This is a genomic window from Allocoprococcus comes, from assembly GCF_013300725.1.
Classification (GTDB): Bacteria; Bacillota; Clostridia; order Lachnospirales; family Lachnospiraceae; genus Allocoprococcus; species Allocoprococcus comes_A.
On the sequence record NZ_JAAIMM010000013.1, the window covers coordinates 1 to 18,117 of the forward strand.

An 18,117-nucleotide genomic window follows, 5' to 3' on the forward strand; every position below is an offset into this window, starting at 1 on the left:
AACAGGTACAAAAAGGGAGATGCGAAAAAACTCAATCGAGTTTTTTCACATCCCCTTTTTTCTACGATGAGATATATGTGGTTTGTATGTTTTAGGGCTTTGGATAATTCTTTTAATATTCCAGAGCTTTTTCTTCGCCGTTTAATACGCGGATTGCGCCCTGTGCGAGGGCGAGGAGTTCGTCTTCGCCTGGGTAGACGGTGATCGGAGCGATGAATCCGACTTTTTCTTTGATCTCGGATGTTACGTAATCGCTGTATGCGATACCGCCTGTGAGAAGGATCTGGTCTACTTTACCGTTTAGGACAGCGGCCATTGCGCCGACTTCTTTTGCAACCTGGTAGGTAAATGCGTGGAATACACCGGCTGCTTCTTCGTCACCCTTTTCGAAGGCACGTTCTGCAACATCACGCATGTTGTTGGTTCCGAGATATCCGTTGAGACCGCCCTTTCCATTGATCTTTTTATATACTTCAGCCTGTGTGTACTGACCGGAAAAACACATTTTTACGAGCGCGCCTGCCGGTACACCGCCGGAACGTTCTGGTGAGAAAGGTCCGTCTCCGTCGAGAGTATTGTTAACGTCGACAACTTTACCATTTTTATGAGCACCGACGGATACACCGCCGCCCATATGTACAACGACCAGGTTCAGGGAATCATAAGATACACCCTGTTCTTTAGCGTAGCGTTTGGCAACTGCTTTCTGGTTCAGTGCGTGGAAGATACTGATACGCGGAAGTTCCGGGATTCCGGAATATCTTGCAACAGGTTCCATCTCATCGACAACAACCGGGTCAACAATGTAAGAAGGAACTCCGATCTCATCACCGATTTCGCGGGCAAGGATGCCACCGAGGTTCGATGCATGCTGTCCCTGCACACCTGCTTTTAAGTCAGCAAGAAGTGCGTCAGATACCGGATAGGTTCCACCTGGGATCGGTTTTAAAAGTCCGCCTCGTCCGACAACAACATTCAGGGATTTGATGTCGAAGCTGTTTTTTGCGAGAATATCTACGATCAGTTCTTTACGGAAATCTTTCTGGTCAACGATGGTTGCATATTTGGCAATCTCTTCGGTGGAATGACGGAGTGTTTCTTCGAATAACAAAGTTTCGTCTTCGTACACACCAATCTTGGTAGAAGTAGATCCCGGGTTGATTACTAAAATTTTATAGCTCATGAAAAGATCCTCCTTAGTCTGTGATCGATCCTGCGATTACGGTTGCAAGAGCGATAGAATTCAGTTTTGTCTGGAAATCATCAGAACGTGATGTAAGTACAACCGGAGCGCTTGTTCCGACAAGTACGTTACCGATCTTGACCTTTGCAGTGCGGACAAGAATCTTATATGTGATATTTCCTGCATCGATATTCGGGAAGAGGAGAATATCAGCATGTCCGGCCACTGGATTTGTCACACCTTTGTGAACAGCTGCCTCAGGATCGATCGCAAGGTCCATGGAAAGTGGTCCGTAGATCTGGCATCCTTTGAAATCACCACCCTCGTACATCTTGGTGAGATTATCAGCATCGACTGTCGGCTGCATCTTTGGATTCACTGTCTCAACTGCACACAGAGGAGCAACCTTCGGGCACTCGATGCCACATGCATGAGCGACTTCTACTGCATTGTTGATGATATTGACTTTATCTGCAAGGGTTGGATATGTATTGAAAGCTACGTCTGTGAAGAACAGAAGACGGTCAATGCCTTCAATCTCAAATACACATACATGGGAAAGCATCTTTCCGGTACGAAGTCCGACTTCTTTATTCAATACGCTCTTTAAGAATGTCTTTGTTTCAAGCAGTCCTTTTAAAAGGATATCAGCTTCACCATTATGTACAAGCTCAACAGCCTTTAATGCAGCTGCTTCGGTATCCGGCTCATTGATGATCTCGAAATCTGTCAGATCCATATCAATAGAAGCAGCGATTTCACGGATCTTGGCTTCGTCACCGACAAGAATGGATGTTGCGATATTCTGTTCTTTTGCAGCTTTGACAGCCTGAAGTACAGGTTCATCCTGTGCATTGGAAACAGAGACTTTCTTTAAGGTTTTTTGATTTGCTTTTGAGATTAATTCTTCAAAACTTTTGCTCATTTTCACACCTTCTCATTCATAATTTAATTATAGTATTCTGGTTGAATATTTTTTAACAATCTTAAGTGTAGCACCATATCATGGAAAGGTCAATATAAAAGTGATGTGTGTGAAATGACGAATCATACAGGAAAATTGTAAAAAGTATTGGGTAAAATGTAAAAAGAAAATTAAATGATAAAAAATGATTGATAAATATTTGACAAAACAAAAAAACGGTAGTATAGTGAGAAAAGAGGACGAAAAAGTCCCTTGCGAAAATCTTAAAAAGGAAAGTAAAACAGCATATTATAAATTAAGAAGTGATACTTACCATTAAGATGTAAAAGGAGGAAAAAGTGATGGCAAAGAAAATCGTGTTAGCAGGTGCGTGTCGTACAGCAATCGGAAGCATGGGAGGATCTCTTTCAACAACTCCGGCTCCGGAATTAGGATCTATCGTTATTAAAGAAGCATTAAAAAGAGCAGGTGTTGCTCCGGAGCAGGTTGATCATGTATACATGGGTTGTGTAATCCAGGCAGGACTTGGACAGAATGTTGCACGTCAGGCTTCCCTGAAAGCAGGACTTCCGGTCGAGACTCCGGCAGTTACAGTCAATGTAGTTTGCGGATCCGGTCTTAACTGTGTCAACATGGCAGCACAGATGATCCAGGCAGGAGATGCTGATATTGTAGTTGCAGGTGGTATGGAAAATATGTCTATGGCTCCATATGCACTGAAAAATGCACGTTATGGATACAGAATGGGAAATGCACCGATGGTTGATACCATGGTAAATGACGCACTGTGGGATGCATTTAATGACTATCACATGGGAATTACTGCTGAGAATGTAGCAGAGCAGTGGGGACTTACAAGAGAACAGCTCGATGAATTTGCAGCAACAAGCCAGCAGAAGGCATGCGCAGCAATTGAAGCAGGAAAATTCAAAGATGAGATCGTTCCTGTAGAAGTGAAGAAGAAAAAAGAAACCATCGTAGTTGATACAGATGAAGGACCGCGTCCGGGAACAACAGCAGAAGGAATCGCAAGACTTCGTCCGGCATTCAAAAAAGATGGTATCGTAACAGCAGCAAATGCTTCAAGTATCAATGACGGAGCAGCAGCAATCGTTGTTATGAGTGAAGAAAAAGCAAAAGAACTCGGTGTTACACCAATGGCAACATGGGTAGCCGGAGCACTCGGCGGAGTAGATCCTTCTATCATGGGAGTTGGACCTGTAGCAGCTACGAATAAAGTAATGGCTAAGACAGGACTTTCTGTAGACGATATGGATCTGATCGAAGCAAACGAAGCTTTCGCAGCACAGTCACTTGCAGTAGCACATGATCTGAAATTCGACATGGATAAAGTAAATGTAAACGGTGGAGCGATTGCTCTCGGACATCCGGTAGGAGCTTCAGGATGCCGTATCCTTGTTACACTTCTTCATGAGATGCAGAAACGTGATGCAAAGAAAGGTCTTGCAACACTTTGTATCGGTGGCGGAATGGGATGTGCTACAATCGTAGAACGTGATTAATAAACCAGATCAAAAGGAGATGTTGATGATGGAATTTATTACATATGAAGTAGAAGGACAGGTTGGAATTATTACGATCAATCGTCCAAAGGCTCTGAACGCACTGAACAGTGCAGTTCTTGATGAACTTGATGCAACGATCAATGGTGTTGATCTTGACGCAGTCAGATGCCTGATCCTTACAGGAGCAGGAGAAAAATCTTTTGTAGCCGGTGCAGATATCGCTGAGATGAGTACTCTTACAAAAGAAGAGGGAGAAGCTTTTGGTAAGAAAGGAAATGATATTTTCCGTAAGATCGAAACACTTCCGATCCCGGTAATCGCAGCAGTGAACGGATTCGCTCTTGGTGGCGGATGTGAAATCTCCATGAGCTGTGATATCCGTATCTGTTCAGACAATGCAGTATTCGGACAGCCGGAGGTTGGTCTTGGAATCACACCTGGATTTGGCGGAACCCAGAGACTTGCAAGACTTGTAGGACCTGGCATGGCAAAACAGATGATTTACACTGCAAGAAATATCAAAGCTGACGAAGCTTACAGAATTGGTCTTGTAAATGCGGTTTATCCACAGGAAGAACTGATGCCGGCAGCTAAGAAGATGGCAGCGGGAATCGCGAAGAATGCTCCGATTGCAGTGAGACACTGCAAACAGGCAATCAATGAAGGCCTTGAAAAGGGAATGGATGAAGCAATCGTAGTAGAAGAGAAACTCTTTGGCGGATGCTTTGAATCTTATGACCAGAAAGAAGGAATGGCAGCATTCCTCGAGAAAAGAAAAGTAGAAGCTTTCCTTAATAAATAAGTACAAATTAATATAGGGGAGAAATCACACTCCCCTGAACATTTCTTATATAAAATGGAGGTAATTTCAATGAAAGTAGGAATTATTGGCGCAGGAACAATGGGACAGGGCATTGCAAAAGCATTTGCTCAGGTAGATGGATATGAAGTAGCTCTTTGCGACATCAAACAGGAATGGGCAGAAGGCGGAAAAGCTAAAATTGCCAAAGGCTATGACAGACTTGTTCAGAAAGGAAAATTAACTCAGGAAGCAGTTGATGCAATCCTTGCTAAAATCACTCCGGGACTCAAAGAAGATCTCTGCGCAGATTGTGATCTGATCGTAGAAGCAGCATTTGAGAACATGGAAGTTAAGAAAACTACATTCGGTGAACTCGATAAGATCGCTAAACCAGAATGCATTTTTGCATCAAATACCTCCAGCCTTTCTATCACAGAAATCGGCAACGGACTTACCCGTCCAATGATCGGTATGCATTTCTTCAACCCGGCAGACCGTATGAAATTAGTAGAAGTGATCGCAGGCGTAAATACACCGGCTGAAACTGTAGATGCAATCAAGAAGATCGCAGAAGAAATCGGAAAGACACCTGTACAGGTTAATGAAGCAGCAGGTTTTGTTGTAAACCGTATCCTTGTTCCGATGATCAACGAAGCAGCTTTCATCAAAATGGAAGGTGTATCTGACATTGCAGGAATCGATGCAGCTATGAAGCTTGGAGCAAACCATCCAATGGGACCTTTAGAGCTTGGTGATTTTATCGGACTTGATATCTGCCTTGCTATCATGGATGTTCTTTACGCAGAAACAGGCGACAGCAAATATCGTGCGTGCCCGCTGCTTCGTAAGATGGTCCGTGGCGGAAACCTTGGTGTTAAGAGCGGAAAAGGATTCTATGTATACAATGCAGACCGCACAAAAACTCCGGTTGATGCACAGTAATATGATGTAAGTGTCAAAAGTATAAATTGCGTTTGTGCTTGCACGAATAAGCAATCCGATTACATCAGTGAGTGGCAAAATTTATTTTTGACACTCACATCGTAATGGATGTTCTAAATAAAGACATGGAGGAAGAATAAATGGATTTCGGATTAGATAAGAAACACGAAATGGCGAGAACTCTGTTTAAAGAATTCGCAGAAAACGAAGTAAAACCACTTGCACAGGAAGTGGATGAAACAGAAGTTTTCCCAAGAGCAACAGTTGAAAAAATGGCGAAATATGGATTCCTCGGTATTCCGGTACCGAAGGAATACGAAGGACAGGGATGCGATCCTTTAACATATGTAATGTGTGTAGAAGAACTTGCAAAGGTTTGTGCTACAACATCTGTAATTGTATCTGCACATACTTCCCTTTGTATTGACCCGATCCTGACATACGGAACACCGGAGCAGAAAGCAAAATATGTTCCGGATCTTGCATCAGGAAGAAAACTCGGAGCTTTCGGTCTTACAGAACCAGGAGCAGGTACAGATGCACAGGGACAGCAGACAAAAGCTGTACTTGACGGAGATGAATGGGTATTAAACGGATCAAAATGCTTTATCACAAACGGTAAAGAAGCAGATGTTTACATCATTATCGCGGTAACAGGTATTGTTGAAAAACGTGGCAGAAAGATGAAAGAGATTTCTGCATTCATCGTAGAAAAAGATACTCCGGGATTCACATTCGGAACCAAAGAAAAGAAGATGGGTATCCGTGGATCTTCAACATACGAGCTTATTTTTGAAGACTGCCGTATTCCGAAAGAAAATCTCCTTGGAGCACAGGGCAAGGGCTTCGGTATCGCTATGCATACTCTGGATGGCGGACGTATCGGTATTGCCGCTCAGGCTCTTGGAATCGCTGAAGGCGCACTTGACAGAACAATCGCATATGTAAAAGAAAGAAAACAGTTCGGACGCACGATTGGCCAGTTCCAGAATACACAGTTCCAGCTTGCAGATATGGCTACAAAGGTAGAGGCTGCAAGAATGATGGTATACAAAGCTGCCATGGCAAAAGCTACACAGAAAGTTTACTCTGTCGAAGCTGCACAGGCTAAGCTTTATGCAGCAGAAGTAGCGATGGAAGTTACTACAAAGGCTGTTCAGTTACATGGTGGATACGGATACATCAGAGAATACGATGTAGAACGTATGATGCGTGACGCAAAGATCACAGAAATCTACGAAGGAACTTCAGAAGTTCAGCGTATGGTTATTTCTGGAAACTTATTGAAATAGGAGGTACGAATCGTGAAGATAGTTGTTTGTGTAAAACAGGTACCGGATACAAAAGGCGGAGTTCAGTTTAATCCGGACGGTACACTTAACAGAGCTGCAATGCTTGCAATTATGAACCCGGATGACAAAGCAGGTCTTGAGGCCGCACTTAGATTAAAAGACCAGTATGGAGCAGAAGTAACTGTACTTACAATGGGACTTCCAAAAGCAGCCGATGTGCTTCGCGAAGCACTTGCAATGGGAGCTGATAAAGCAATTCTTGTAACAGACAGAGTACTTGGAGGAGCTGATACATGGGCTACATCAAGCACCATCGCAGCAGCAATCCGCAAACTCGATTATGACCTGATCATCACAGGACGTCAGGCAATCGATGGTGATACAGCACAGGTTGGACCGCAGATTTCCGAACATCTGGACATCCCGGTTATCTCTTATGCACAGGATATCAAAGTAGAAGGCGACAGCGTGATCGTACAGCGTCAGTTCGAAGACAGATATCATGTACTGAAAGCAAAAATGCCTTGCCTTATCACTGCACTTTCAGAATTAAATGAACCACGTTATATGACACCAGGCGGAATCTTCGATGCTTGTGATGCTGAGATCACAACATGGGGAAGAGCAGATCTTACTACACTGGATGATGCAAATATCGGTCTTGCAGGATCGCCTACAAAGATTGCGAAAGCATCTGACAAAGTAAGAAAAGGGGCAGGAGAAAAAGTTGCTCTTGATCCGGAAGAAGCAGTATCTTACCTGATGGGAAAATTAACAGAGAAACATATCATTTAATAAGAAGGAAAAGTGGTGAATATCATGAACTTAGAAGAATATAAGGGAGTATATGTCTTTGCTGAACAGGTAGACAACAAACTGAGCGGAATCGCATTTGAACTTCTTGGGAAAGCAAAAGACCTTGCAGCAGACTTAAACGCAGAAGTAGCAGCCGTTCTGATCGGTTCTGACGTAAAAGGACTTGCAGATGAGCTTGCAGCATACGGAGCAGATAAAGTGATCGTTGTAGATGATCCGGAACTGAAAGAGTACAGAACAGAGCCATACGCACACGCACTGGCATCTGTAATTGAAAAATACAAACCGGAGATCATGTTAGTAGGTGCAACTGCAATCGGACGTGACCTTGGTCCTAGAGTATCCGCAAGAGTACAGACAGGTCTTACAGCAGACTGTACACAGCTTGAGATCGGTGATTTCCCGATTAATCCGGTAGCCGGAAAAGAACAGAAGCACAATCAGCTTCTCATGACTCGTCCGGCATTTGGCGGAAATACAATTGCTACCATCGCTTGTCCGGATAATCGTCCGCAGATGGCAACCGTTCGTCCTGGTGTTATGCAGAAGATCGCTAAGATCGAAGGTGCAAAAGCAAATGTAGAAGAATTCAATCCTGGATTCACACCGGATAACAAATATGTTGAGATCATGGAAGTTGTCAAATCTGTATCTGAGACAGTTGATATCATGGATGCCAAGATTCTTGTATCCGGTGGACGTGGAGTCGGAAGTGCAGAAAACTTCAAGATCCTGGAAGACCTTGCAGAAGCACTTGGCGGAGAAGTAAGCTGCTCACGTGCAGTTGTAGATAACGGCTGGAAACCAAAAGATCTTCAGGTAGGACAGACAGGTAAGACTGTTCGTCCTCAGGTATATTTTGCAATCGGTATTTCCGGAGCGATCCAGCATGTAGCAGGTATGGAAGAATCTGATCTGATCATTGCAATCAATAAAGATGAGACAGCTCCGATCTTTGATGTAGCTGACTATGGTATCGTTGGAGATCTGAACAAGATCGTACCAGAACTTACCAAACAGATCAAAGAAGCAGTTGCTGCTAAAAAATAAAGAATAGCTGGTAAAACAAAGATGGTGTCGCAAAGAAGCGGCACCATTTTTGTGTATACAAATCGAGTGGAAATTAGCCTGCTCTATTTTCTTGCGGAAAGCTTGTGCGTCAGGGGGATATTATGGTATACTCTATAAGATATAGACTTTGTAGTTATAGCTTAAGTAGGAGTGTGAATAAATGGCACAAAGAATCAAAAGCAAACGAAGGAAGGCTGTAAAAAAGCAGACGGTTCATTATTTTGATTACAGTCTTCTGGCGATTATTATATTTCTGATGTGTTTTGGACTGGTGATGCTATACAGTATCAGTTCCTATGAAGCACGAACGGAATACGGAGATGGGATGTACTTTCTGAAAAGACAGGGAATCATCGGACTTGGAAGTATTGGTGTGATGATGTGGGTTTCTCGCCTGGATTATCATATGTTTTCAAAATATGCAGCAATGAGCTACTGGGGATCCATGCTTCTTCTTGCACTTGTTAAATTTACACCACTTGGAATTGAGGTAAATGGTGCACGAAGATGGTTCCGGCTTCCGGCTAATCAGTCATTCCAGCCGGCAGAGGTTATGAAGATCGCTGTGATCATATTTATCCCATACCTGATCTGTAGAATGGGAAATAAAGTACATACCCTGAAAGGATCGCTGGGAGTTGTGGCGTGGGGAGGTTTGGCAGCACTGGGAGTTTATGTGCTGACTGAGAATCTAAGCTCTGCGATCATTGTAATGGGAATTTCCTGCTGTATCCTTTTTGTCGTACATAAGAAGCAGAAGATTTTTCTGTGGATTGCAGGAGGCGGGCTGACTGTTTTTGTGGTGGGATCATATATCCTCGGAAGACTTCTTGAGAACAGTACCAGCTTCCGACTCAGACGTATCATTGCCTGGCTGAACCCGGAAAAATATGCGTCAACGATTTCTTTCCAGACGGTGCAAGGGTTATATGCGATCGGATCAGGTGGCTTTTTCGGGAAAGGACTGGGAAATGGTGTGCAAAAGACGGTAATACCGGAAGTGCAGAATGACATGATCCTGTCGGCAATCTGTGAAGAACTTGGGGTATTTGGAGCGATCATTATCCTGGTTTTGTTCGGTCTTCTGATCTACAGACTGCTTTTTATTGCACAGAACGCACCTGATCTGTATGGAGCACAGATCATGACAGGAATTATGTCACATATCGCGATCCAGGTAATTCTTAATGTCATGGTAGTTACGAACATGATGCCGAATACTGGAATTACATTGCCGTTTATCAGTTATGGTGGTACATCCATCCTGTTCCTGATGATAGAGATGGGAATGGCACTTGGAATTTCCAGAAGAATTAAACTGGAAGGGTAAAAAAAGCTTTTTTTTCAAAGAAAAGTGTGGTATGATGTTATAAGTGGTAATGAAAACCATGTATAATGGATGCAAATGACACGTTTCGGAGGTTTGGATTATGAGTTATAAAGTGATTGTGGACAGTTGTGGAGAATTGACAGCAGAGATGAAGGCTTCAGGTCGGTTTGAGACAGCATCACTGGGACTGGAGGTTGGAGATTATCATATAATTGATGATGAATCTTTCAATCAGGCTGAATTTTTGAAGAACGTAGCTGAATGCCCGACATGTCCAAAGTCAAGTTGTCCGTCTCCGGAGACATTTATGGAAGGATATCACTGTGATGCGGAGCATGTATATGCTGTTACGTTGTCTTCTGAACTGAGCGGTTCTTATAACAGTGCCGTACTGGGCAAGAATTTATATGAAGAAGAATATGGCGAGAAAGATATTTATGTGTTCAACTCAAAATCTGCATCAGTAGGACAGACACTGGTCGGGATGAAGATTGCGCAGTGTGAAGAGCGGGGCATGACATTCGAGGAAGTGGTAGCTGCTGTAGAAGCATATATTGAAGAGCAGCACACATATTTTGTTCTTGAGACGCTTGAGACGCTCCGTAAGAATGGAAGACTTACAGGATTGAAAGCAATTGCGGCGACAGTACTGAATATTAAGCCGGTGATGGGTTCTACTGCGAAGGGAGAGATTTGCCAGCTGGGTCAGGCGCGCGGAATTAAAAAAGCACTTAAGAATATGGTGGATTGTGTGATTGCAGATCTGAAAGATCCGGAGAACAAGGTACTTGCAATTTCGCATTGTAACTGCCCGCAGAGAGCACAGGATGTGAAGAAGATGCTGGAAGAACGTGTGAAATTAAAAGACATTATTATTCTGGATACCAGAGGTGTCAGTAGCATGTATGCGAATGATGGCGGAGTGATTATTGCAGTATAGCTTGTATCAATCGTAAAAGTGTGATAGAATATACTGGTTAGATTGATTGCGAAGGAGACTTACAGATATGAGTCAGAAAAAAGTAGATTATTATAAACAGGCAAAAGCGAACAGAAAGCGTGAAGAAAGAAAGAAAAACTTGCGAAAAGCTTTTGATTATACGATTCTTGGGCTGATTGCACTTGCAATCGTTGTCTGGATTGGATGGTCCGCTTATGATCTGTATGAATCAAAGCAGCCAAGAGCAGTAGCAGAAGTTGATTATTCTGCTGTAAGTGATTATATCCAGTCACTTAACACTGCGGAGTAGATGAAAAGAAGAAAGTGGAGAGATGGTTCCATTGTGGAACGGTTTCTCCACTTTTTTTATGTACTGTGTGGGGAATGGAGTATAAAACGCTCCACTTTTCACCACAAAATGAATGAAAAATGGAAAAAATACGATTTATCGGACTTTTTTCAGAATGGATAAAATCGAAAAAGTGCTTGAAAAGGGCGGAAAAGTGGGGTACAATGGATACAAGTGGTAGAAAGTGGAGCAAAGTGGAGCAAAGTGGCATGGAAAGTGGCAGACCACTTTGAAAGAAGGTGATCCTATGTTGACTGGAGAATTTAATCATAGTATTGATTCAAAAGGCAGGCTGATTATTCCTTCCAAATTACGAGAGAGTCTGGGAGAACATTTCGTAATTACGAAAGGGATGGACGGCTGCTTATTTCTGTATCCGGACAACGAATGGAAAGCCTTTGAAGAGAAGCTTAGAACCTTACCGCTTACAAACAAAAAAGCCAGAGACTTTAAGCGTTTCTTTCTTGGAAGTGCTACGGAAGGAGAACTTGACAAACAAGGGAGAGTTTTGATATCTTCTTCTCTTCGCGCTTATGCAGATCTTGAAAAAGAGGTTGTTCTAGCAGGTGTGCTGGACAAGGTCGAGATCTGGGGTAAAGAGGCGTGGGAAGCACGTACAGCTGATGTTGAGGAAAATATCGAGGACATTGCAAATGACATGGAAGATTTGGGACTTAGCATCTAAATAGATCTTTTAATTAGGAGGACACCATGGCATTTAAGCATAAATCAGTATTACTGGATGAGACAATCGAAGGACTGAACATCAAGCCGGACGGTATTTATGTTGATGGCACACTTGGAGGAGGCGGACATGCATACGAAGTATGTCGGCGTTTAAACAACAAGGGGAGTTTTATAGGAATAGACCAGGATGCGGCGGCAATTGAAGCAGCAGGCACCCGATTAAGCGACTTCGGGGAGAGAGTTACAATAATCCGGAGCAATTATTGTGATATGAAGTCGAGGCTCCATGAGAAAGGGATTGACAAGGTCGATGGAATCGTACTCGATCTGGGCGTATCATCTTATCAGTTAGATACGGCAGATCGTGGTTTTTCCTATCGCGTAGATGCGCCTTTGGATATGAGAATGGACACACGCCAGACTTTATCTGCAAAGGAGATTGTCAATGGCTACAGTGAGATGGACCTTTTTCGGATTATTCGCGACTATGGTGAGGACAAATTTGCGAAGAATATAGCAAAACATATTGTTATGGCAAGAGAGAAAGGTCCTATTGAAACAACCGGGCAGCTGGCAGAGATTATCAGACAGTCTATACCGATGAAGTTTCAGAAGATGTCGGGGCATCCGGCAAAAAGAACCTTTCAGGCAATCCGGATTGAATGTAACCGGGAACTGGAGGTACTCAGGGATTCACTTGACGATATGATCGATATTTTAAATCCGGGAGGAAGGATATGCATCATCACGTTCCATTCCCTGGAGGACAGAATTGTCAAAGGAATTTTTAAAAAGAATGAGAATCCATGCACATGTCCGAGTACTTTTCCGGTATGTGTGTGTGGAAAAGTTTCAAAAGGAAAAGTTATTACGAAAAAACCGATTCTTCCAAGTGAAGAAGAGATGGAAGTGAACAGTCGTTCTAAGAGTGCGAAGCTGCGTATCTTTGAGCGCGTATAGAATTTGAAAGGGTGGTGCTGTATGGCAAAATACAGTCAGAGAATACAGGCAGACAGACGTACAGTAACAAGCCGAGGAATGTACATATACGGAAATACAGTTCGCCAGGCAGAAGTCATGCCACAGCGACAAGAGGAACCAAGAAAAAAACATAAAAAGAAAAAACTGGACAGACAGATTTTGAAAAATCGAAGAAAAGCAATGCGGATGAATCCTGCATATGTGATGTTTCTTTCAATTGCGGCAGTGGCAGCACTTGTAGTCTGTGTATGGTATCTGCAGGTACGTGCAGAGCTTACAAGCCGGACAGAGCATATTACCGAGCTGCAGCAGGAACTGGCAGATGCAAAAGAAGAGAATACAACTAGATATAACGTAGTAATGGATTCTGTGAATCTGGAAGAAGTAAGAGACCGTGCAATCAATGATCTTGGTATGGGATATGCGACTTCGGATCAGATCGTTGAATATCAGAACCCGGTTAATGATTATGTAAAACAGTACGAAAGTATTCCGAAAAGCGGAGTGCTTGGACAGACAACAGATAAATAGGTTTATGAACAAAGGTGAATAGCATGTCAAAAAGAAGAAAAAGAAAGACTTCCGTTCTGAGGCAGAAATTCACGGTGGGAATGCAGAAAAAGCTGGTAATGCTCTTTATAGCGATATTACTGGCTTTTGTTATTCTTGTCGGAAGAATTACCTATATCAATGCCTCGTCAGGAGAAGATTATACCAAGACAGTACTGGATCAGCAGCAGTATGTGAGTCAGTCGATTCCGTTCAAGCGTGGAGATATTGTAGACACAAACGGCACAAAGCTTGCGACAAGTGAGCGTGTATACAATGTGATTCTGGATGCAAAGGTCTTACTTTCAGACGAGACAAAAAAAGCAGAAAACATAGAAGCTACGAAAAAAGCGCTGAAAAGTTATTTTCAGATCAAGGCATCGGCAGTGGATGCAATTATCGCGGACAGTCCGGACAGTCGGTACAATATTCTGAAAAAAGGAATTTCCTACGATGATGCAAAGGCATTTGAAGCGGCAGAGAAGAAAAATTCCAAGATCAAAGGAGTCTGGCTGGAAGAGGATTATGTCAGAAAATATCCATATAATACACTTGCCTGCGATGTCCTGGGATTCAGCGTATCGGGAAATGTGGGAGCAAGCGGACTGGAAGCATCCTATAATTTAACGCTGAATGGAACGGATGGACGCAGATATGGTTATCAGAATGAAGACTCGGCAATTGAAAACACGGTGAAAGAGCCGATAAATGGAAATACGATCGTAACAACGATTGATGCGAACCTGCAGTCTATCGTGGAAAAGCATCTGGAAGAGTTTAACCAGGCGCATACAGATGAAGCGCAGGAGGGGATGGGATTTAAAAACGGAGCTGTGATCATGATGAACCCGAATACCGGAGAAGTTCTGGCAATGGCTTCCTCACCTACCTATGATCTGAATAATCCGAGAGATCTATCCAAGTATTATACAGAGGAAGAATTAACCGGAATGAGCAGTGACGATAAGATCGACGCTCTGAATGAACTCTGGAGAAACTTCTGCGTGAGCGATACTTTTGAGCCGGGATCTACGATCAAACCATTTACGGTTGCAACAGGTCTGGAGATTGGTGCACTGAAAGGTGATGAGACCTATTACTGCGGTGGTTCCCTTCAGATCGATGAATGGGAGATTAAATGTATCTCTTATGATAATGGTGGACACGGGCAGCAGAATCTGACACAGGTTATGGAAAATTCATGTAACGTTGCCCTGATGCAGATTGGTCTGGCAATCGGACCGGAAGAATTCTGTAAGTACCAGAGTATTTTTGGATTCGGTCAGTATACGGGGATTGATCTTCCGGGTGAGGCGGTTGGTATTTTGCAGTCACCGGATGGAATGATCAAAACGGATCTTGCAACCAACTCTTTCGGACAGAATTTTAACGTAACTATGCTTCAACTTGCGACAGGATTCTGTTCTCTGATCAATGGTGGCGATTATTATGAACCGCATCTTGTAAAAGCCATTCAGGATGAGAACGGAAATGTGATCCAGACTATTGATCCGGTGTTGGAGAAGAAGACGATTTCTAAAGAAACTTCTGATAAGCTGAAAAGTTATATGTACAGTGTTGTTCAGAACGGTAGCGGTAGATATGCACAGGTAGAAGGTTATGATATCGGTGGTAAGACCGGTACAGCGGAAAAACTGCCCCGTGGAGAGAATAAGAACGTGGTATCCTTTATCGGATATGCACCGCAGGAGAATCCGGAAATTATGATTTATGTAGTCATCGATGAACCGAATGCTCCGGATCAGTCAGCGACCAGCAGCCTGATCTCGCAGCTCGCTTCTGATATTATGGCAGAAGCATTTCCATATTTGAATATTACAAAGGCTCCGGCTGAGTAATTTGGGTATAACCCCGGAAGACAGATAATACAGTAATAGTAAGAATCTGTTTTTCGGGGTTTTTATGCGGAATAAGACTTATAATAAAAAGAAAATGCTGGTAGTATTTTTAAGCGCGCTTCTGATGATTTTTTTTCTGATCGCAAGACTGGTGTATCTGATGATATTTGATGCTGCGTATTATCAGCAGAAGGCAAAAATGTTGCACGAAAGGGAGAGGGAGATCAAGGCGGCAAGGGGAGAGATCATTGACAGAAATGGAAAAGTCCTTGCGACAAATAAAGCGGTGTGTACCATATCTGTTATCCATAGTCAGATAACAGATCCGGAGAGAGTGATCCAGGTTCTTGCCGATGAGCTGGGAATAGAGAAAGAAATGATTCGGAAAAGAGTCGAAAAAGTTTCTTCCAGGGAAAAAATAAAGACAAATGTGGAGAAAGAGACCGGAGACCGGATTCGTGCATATGAACTGGACGGGGTGAAGGTAGATGAGGATTTTAAACGGTACTATCCATATGGCAATCTGGCTTCAAAGGTTCTTGGATTTACCGGTGGAGACAATCAGGGAATCATTGGACTGGAAGTAAAGTATGAAAATTATCTGAAAGGTGTGAACGGAATGATTCTGACAACAACTGATGCCAGAGGGATTGAGCTTGCGGATACGCTGGAAGACAGAGTAGAACCGGTCTCCGGAGACACTCTGCAGGTAAGCCTGGACTATAATATTCAGGAATATGCACAGCAGGCTGCGGAAAAAGTAATGGAAGAAAAACAGGCAGATGCAGTTGTGATTCTGATCTTGAATCCAAAAACAGGGGAAATCTATGCCTGCGTCAATATTCCGGAGTTTGATCTGAATGACCCGTTTACATTACCGGAGGGAACGGATTCTGCTTTGAATGATGAAGAAAAACAGGCAATGCTGAATCAGATGTGGCGGAACAGGAGTATCAATGATACTTATGAACCAGGATCGATCTTTAAGGTATTTACTGCTTCGGCGGCGTTGGAAGAGGGAGTGGTCAAAGAAGAAGATACTTTTTACTGTCCTGGATACAAGCTTGTGGAAGACCGCCGGATCCGGTGTGCGAGGACGACTGGACATGGAGCTGAGACTTTTGTACAGGGGGTGCAGAATTCCTGCAATCCGGTTTTTATTGAAGTAGGGATGCGGCTTGGAACAGAGAATTTTTATAAATATTTTGAAAAATTCGGATTGATGGGGAAGACAGGTGTAGATCTTCCGGGAGAGGCTGCAACGATCATGCACAAGAAGGAAAATGTAGGGCAGGTAGAGCTGGCAACGATGTCGTTTGGACAGTCTTTTCAAGTGACACCGATGCAGATGGCAACAACAGTATGCTCTCTGGTAAATGGGGGAAAAAGGATCACTCCTCATTTTGGCGTCGCCGTTTATGATGCGGAAAGTGGAGAGAAGGAAGAAACGATTTCTTATGGAAAAAGAAAACAGATTCTTTCTAAAGAAACGTCAGAAAAGATGAGAAGGATACTGGAAACGGTTGTGTCTGAGGGAGGAGGAAAAAAAGCACAGATTGAAGGATACCGGATCGGAGGAAAGACAGCGACCAGCCAGACACTGCCAAGAAGTGCGAACCGTTATATAGGATCTTTTATCGGATTTGCACCTGCAGATGATCCGCAGGTAGCAGCAATGGCAATTATTTACAACCCACAGGGTATCTATTATGGCGGGACGATAGCAGCTCCGGTTGTGCGCGATATTTTCGACAATATTCTTCCCTATCTTGGAATCGAACGGGAAGAAAACCCGTGAAGCAGTTGAAAAAACAGGGCAGATACATTATACTAAAGCGTAGAATCTGAGCCTTTAAGGTAAGGGCTGATTTTGAAAACAAAAGAAAGACAGAGGTGTATTATGGATTTTACAATGGTCATACCGGTGCTGATCGCGTTTGTTCTCAGTGTGGCAGCAGGACCGGTGGTAATTCCTGTTTTAAGAAGACTCAAGATGGATCAGACAGAGAGAGAGGACGGGGTGAAGTCGCATCTTAAAAAAGCCGGAACGCCGACGATGGGAGGCGTGATGATCTTGTTTGCGATTGCGGTCACTTCTCTGATCTATGTAAGAGAGTATCCGAAGGTGATCCCGGTACTTTTTGTAACGATTGGATTCGGACTGGTTGGATTCCTGGATGATTATCTGAAAGTTGTTCTTCACAGATCAGATGGACTGATGCCGATGCAGAAGATGGCACTCCAGATCGTGATCACAGCGATTTTTGCATTTTACATCGTGAAAGTGGCAAAGATACCGCTTACCATGCTGATACCGTTTTCCGGTGGAAAATATCTGAACATCGGCTGGTTTGCCATTCCGGTACTTTTTATTGCGGTGATCGGTACCGTCAATGGTGTGAATTTTACAGATGGACTGGACGGTCTTGCATCCAGTGTAACAGTTCTTGTGGCAACCTTCTTTACGGTTGTTGCGATCGGAACAAAGAGTGGGATTGAACCGATTACCTGTGCGGTGGTAGGTGCGCTGCTGGGATTCTTATTATTCAACGTTTATCCGGCAAGTGTATTTATGGGCGATACCGGTTCACTGGCTCTGGGAGGATTTGTTGCTTCGACAGCATACATGCTCCAGATGCCGTTATTTATTATCATCGTAGGACTGATCTATCTGGTAGAAGTTTTATCAGTTATGATCCAGGTAACATATTTTAAGAAAACAGGCGGAAAGCGTTTCTTTAAAATGGCGCCGATCCACCATCATTTCGAGCTGTGTGGATGGAGCGAGACACGGGTGGTTGCAGTATTTTCAATTGTAACTGCAATTCTGTGCCTGGTTGCACTGCTGGCATTATAGGAGGCTTA

At 43.3% G+C, this 18,117-nt stretch carries 17 protein-coding genes; 15 read left to right on the forward strand and 2 right to left on the reverse strand.

Features of this window, described 5'->3' with window-relative positions; all coding sequences use genetic code 11:
- Window positions 1–112: 112 nt before the first annotated feature.
- Window positions 113–1,183, reverse strand: a complete 1,071-nt coding sequence (gene buk, locus G4407_RS08385; RefSeq protein ID WP_173688509.1) for a butyrate kinase — start codon at window positions 1,181–1,183, stop codon at window positions 113–115.
- A gap of 13 nt (window positions 1,184–1,196) precedes the next feature.
- Entirely contained in the window at window positions 1,197–2,108 is a 912-nt protein-coding gene (ptb, locus tag G4407_RS08390) for a phosphate butyryltransferase (RefSeq protein WP_173688510.1), read from the reverse strand.
- Between the two features lie 341 nt (window positions 2,109–2,449).
- Here ptb and G4407_RS08395 point away from each other — a divergent pair, with 341 nt between their 5' ends.
- The 15 genes from G4407_RS08395 to mraY all read left to right on the forward strand — a co-directional run bounded on the left by G4407_RS08395 (window position 2,450) and on the right by mraY (window position 18,109).
- Window positions 2,450–3,631 (forward strand): acetyl-CoA C-acetyltransferase, encoded by a 1,182-nt coding sequence (locus G4407_RS08395; protein ID WP_173688511.1) that lies wholly within the window; start codon window positions 2,450–2,452, stop codon window positions 3,629–3,631.
- A gap of 28 nt (window positions 3,632–3,659) precedes the next feature.
- Entirely contained in the window at window positions 3,660–4,436 is a 777-nt protein-coding gene (locus tag G4407_RS08400) for an enoyl-CoA hydratase-related protein (protein WP_173688590.1), read from the forward strand.
- A 69-nt stretch (window positions 4,437–4,505) separates the two neighbouring features.
- Window positions 4,506–5,378: a 3-hydroxyacyl-CoA dehydrogenase family protein gene (locus tag G4407_RS08405; RefSeq protein WP_055246466.1), complete on the forward strand. Its 873-nt coding sequence runs from the start codon at window positions 4,506–4,508 to the stop codon at window positions 5,376–5,378.
- A gap of 140 nt (window positions 5,379–5,518) precedes the next feature.
- Window positions 5,519–6,670: an acyl-CoA dehydrogenase gene (locus G4407_RS08410; RefSeq protein ID WP_055157360.1), complete on the forward strand. Its 1,152-nt coding sequence runs from the start codon at window positions 5,519–5,521 to the stop codon at window positions 6,668–6,670.
- Window positions 6,671–6,682: 12 nt separating this feature from the next.
- Window positions 6,683–7,465 (forward strand): electron transfer flavoprotein subunit beta/FixA family protein, encoded by a 783-nt coding sequence (locus tag G4407_RS08415; RefSeq protein ID WP_173688512.1) that lies wholly within the window; start codon window positions 6,683–6,685, stop codon window positions 7,463–7,465.
- 24 nt (window positions 7,466–7,489) lie between these two features.
- Window positions 7,490–8,536, forward strand: a complete 1,047-nt coding sequence (locus G4407_RS08420; RefSeq protein ID WP_008371912.1) for an electron transfer flavoprotein subunit alpha/FixB family protein — start codon at window positions 7,490–7,492, stop codon at window positions 8,534–8,536.
- 181 nt (window positions 8,537–8,717) lie between these two features.
- Entirely contained in the window at window positions 8,718–9,887 is a 1,170-nt protein-coding gene (locus tag G4407_RS08425) for an FtsW/RodA/SpoVE family cell cycle protein (protein ID WP_173688513.1), read from the forward strand.
- A gap of 100 nt (window positions 9,888–9,987) precedes the next feature.
- Window positions 9,988–10,827, forward strand: coding sequence for a DegV family protein (locus G4407_RS08430; protein ID WP_173688514.1), 840 nt, complete (start codon window positions 9,988–9,990; stop codon window positions 10,825–10,827).
- Between the two features lie 67 nt (window positions 10,828–10,894).
- Window positions 10,895–11,137: a hypothetical protein gene (locus tag G4407_RS08435; protein ID WP_173688515.1), complete on the forward strand. Its 243-nt coding sequence runs from the start codon at window positions 10,895–10,897 to the stop codon at window positions 11,135–11,137.
- A 286-nt stretch (window positions 11,138–11,423) separates the two neighbouring features.
- A complete protein-coding gene (gene mraZ / locus G4407_RS08440; RefSeq protein ID WP_173688591.1) occupies window positions 11,424–11,861 on the forward strand; it encodes a division/cell wall cluster transcriptional repressor MraZ in 438 nt (145 codons plus the stop codon).
- A gap of 26 nt (window positions 11,862–11,887) precedes the next feature.
- Window positions 11,888–12,823, forward strand: a complete 936-nt coding sequence (gene rsmH / locus G4407_RS08445) for a 16S rRNA (cytosine(1402)-N(4))-methyltransferase RsmH (protein WP_008371903.1) — start codon at window positions 11,888–11,890, stop codon at window positions 12,821–12,823.
- Window positions 12,824–12,844: 21 nt separating this feature from the next.
- Window positions 12,845–13,375, forward strand: a complete 531-nt coding sequence (locus G4407_RS08450; protein WP_173688516.1) for a hypothetical protein — start codon at window positions 12,845–12,847, stop codon at window positions 13,373–13,375.
- A 23-nt stretch (window positions 13,376–13,398) separates the two neighbouring features.
- Window positions 13,399–15,252 (forward strand): peptidoglycan D,D-transpeptidase FtsI family protein, encoded by a 1,854-nt coding sequence (locus tag G4407_RS08455; RefSeq protein ID WP_173688517.1) that lies wholly within the window; start codon window positions 13,399–13,401, stop codon window positions 15,250–15,252.
- A gap of 64 nt (window positions 15,253–15,316) precedes the next feature.
- Window positions 15,317–17,050, forward strand: coding sequence for a peptidoglycan D,D-transpeptidase FtsI family protein (locus G4407_RS08460; protein WP_173688518.1), 1,734 nt, complete (start codon window positions 15,317–15,319; stop codon window positions 17,048–17,050).
- Between the two features lie 102 nt (window positions 17,051–17,152).
- A complete protein-coding gene (gene mraY / locus G4407_RS08465; RefSeq protein ID WP_055157373.1) occupies window positions 17,153–18,109 on the forward strand; it encodes a phospho-N-acetylmuramoyl-pentapeptide-transferase in 957 nt (318 codons plus the stop codon).
- Window positions 18,110–18,117 lie beyond the last annotated feature (8 nt).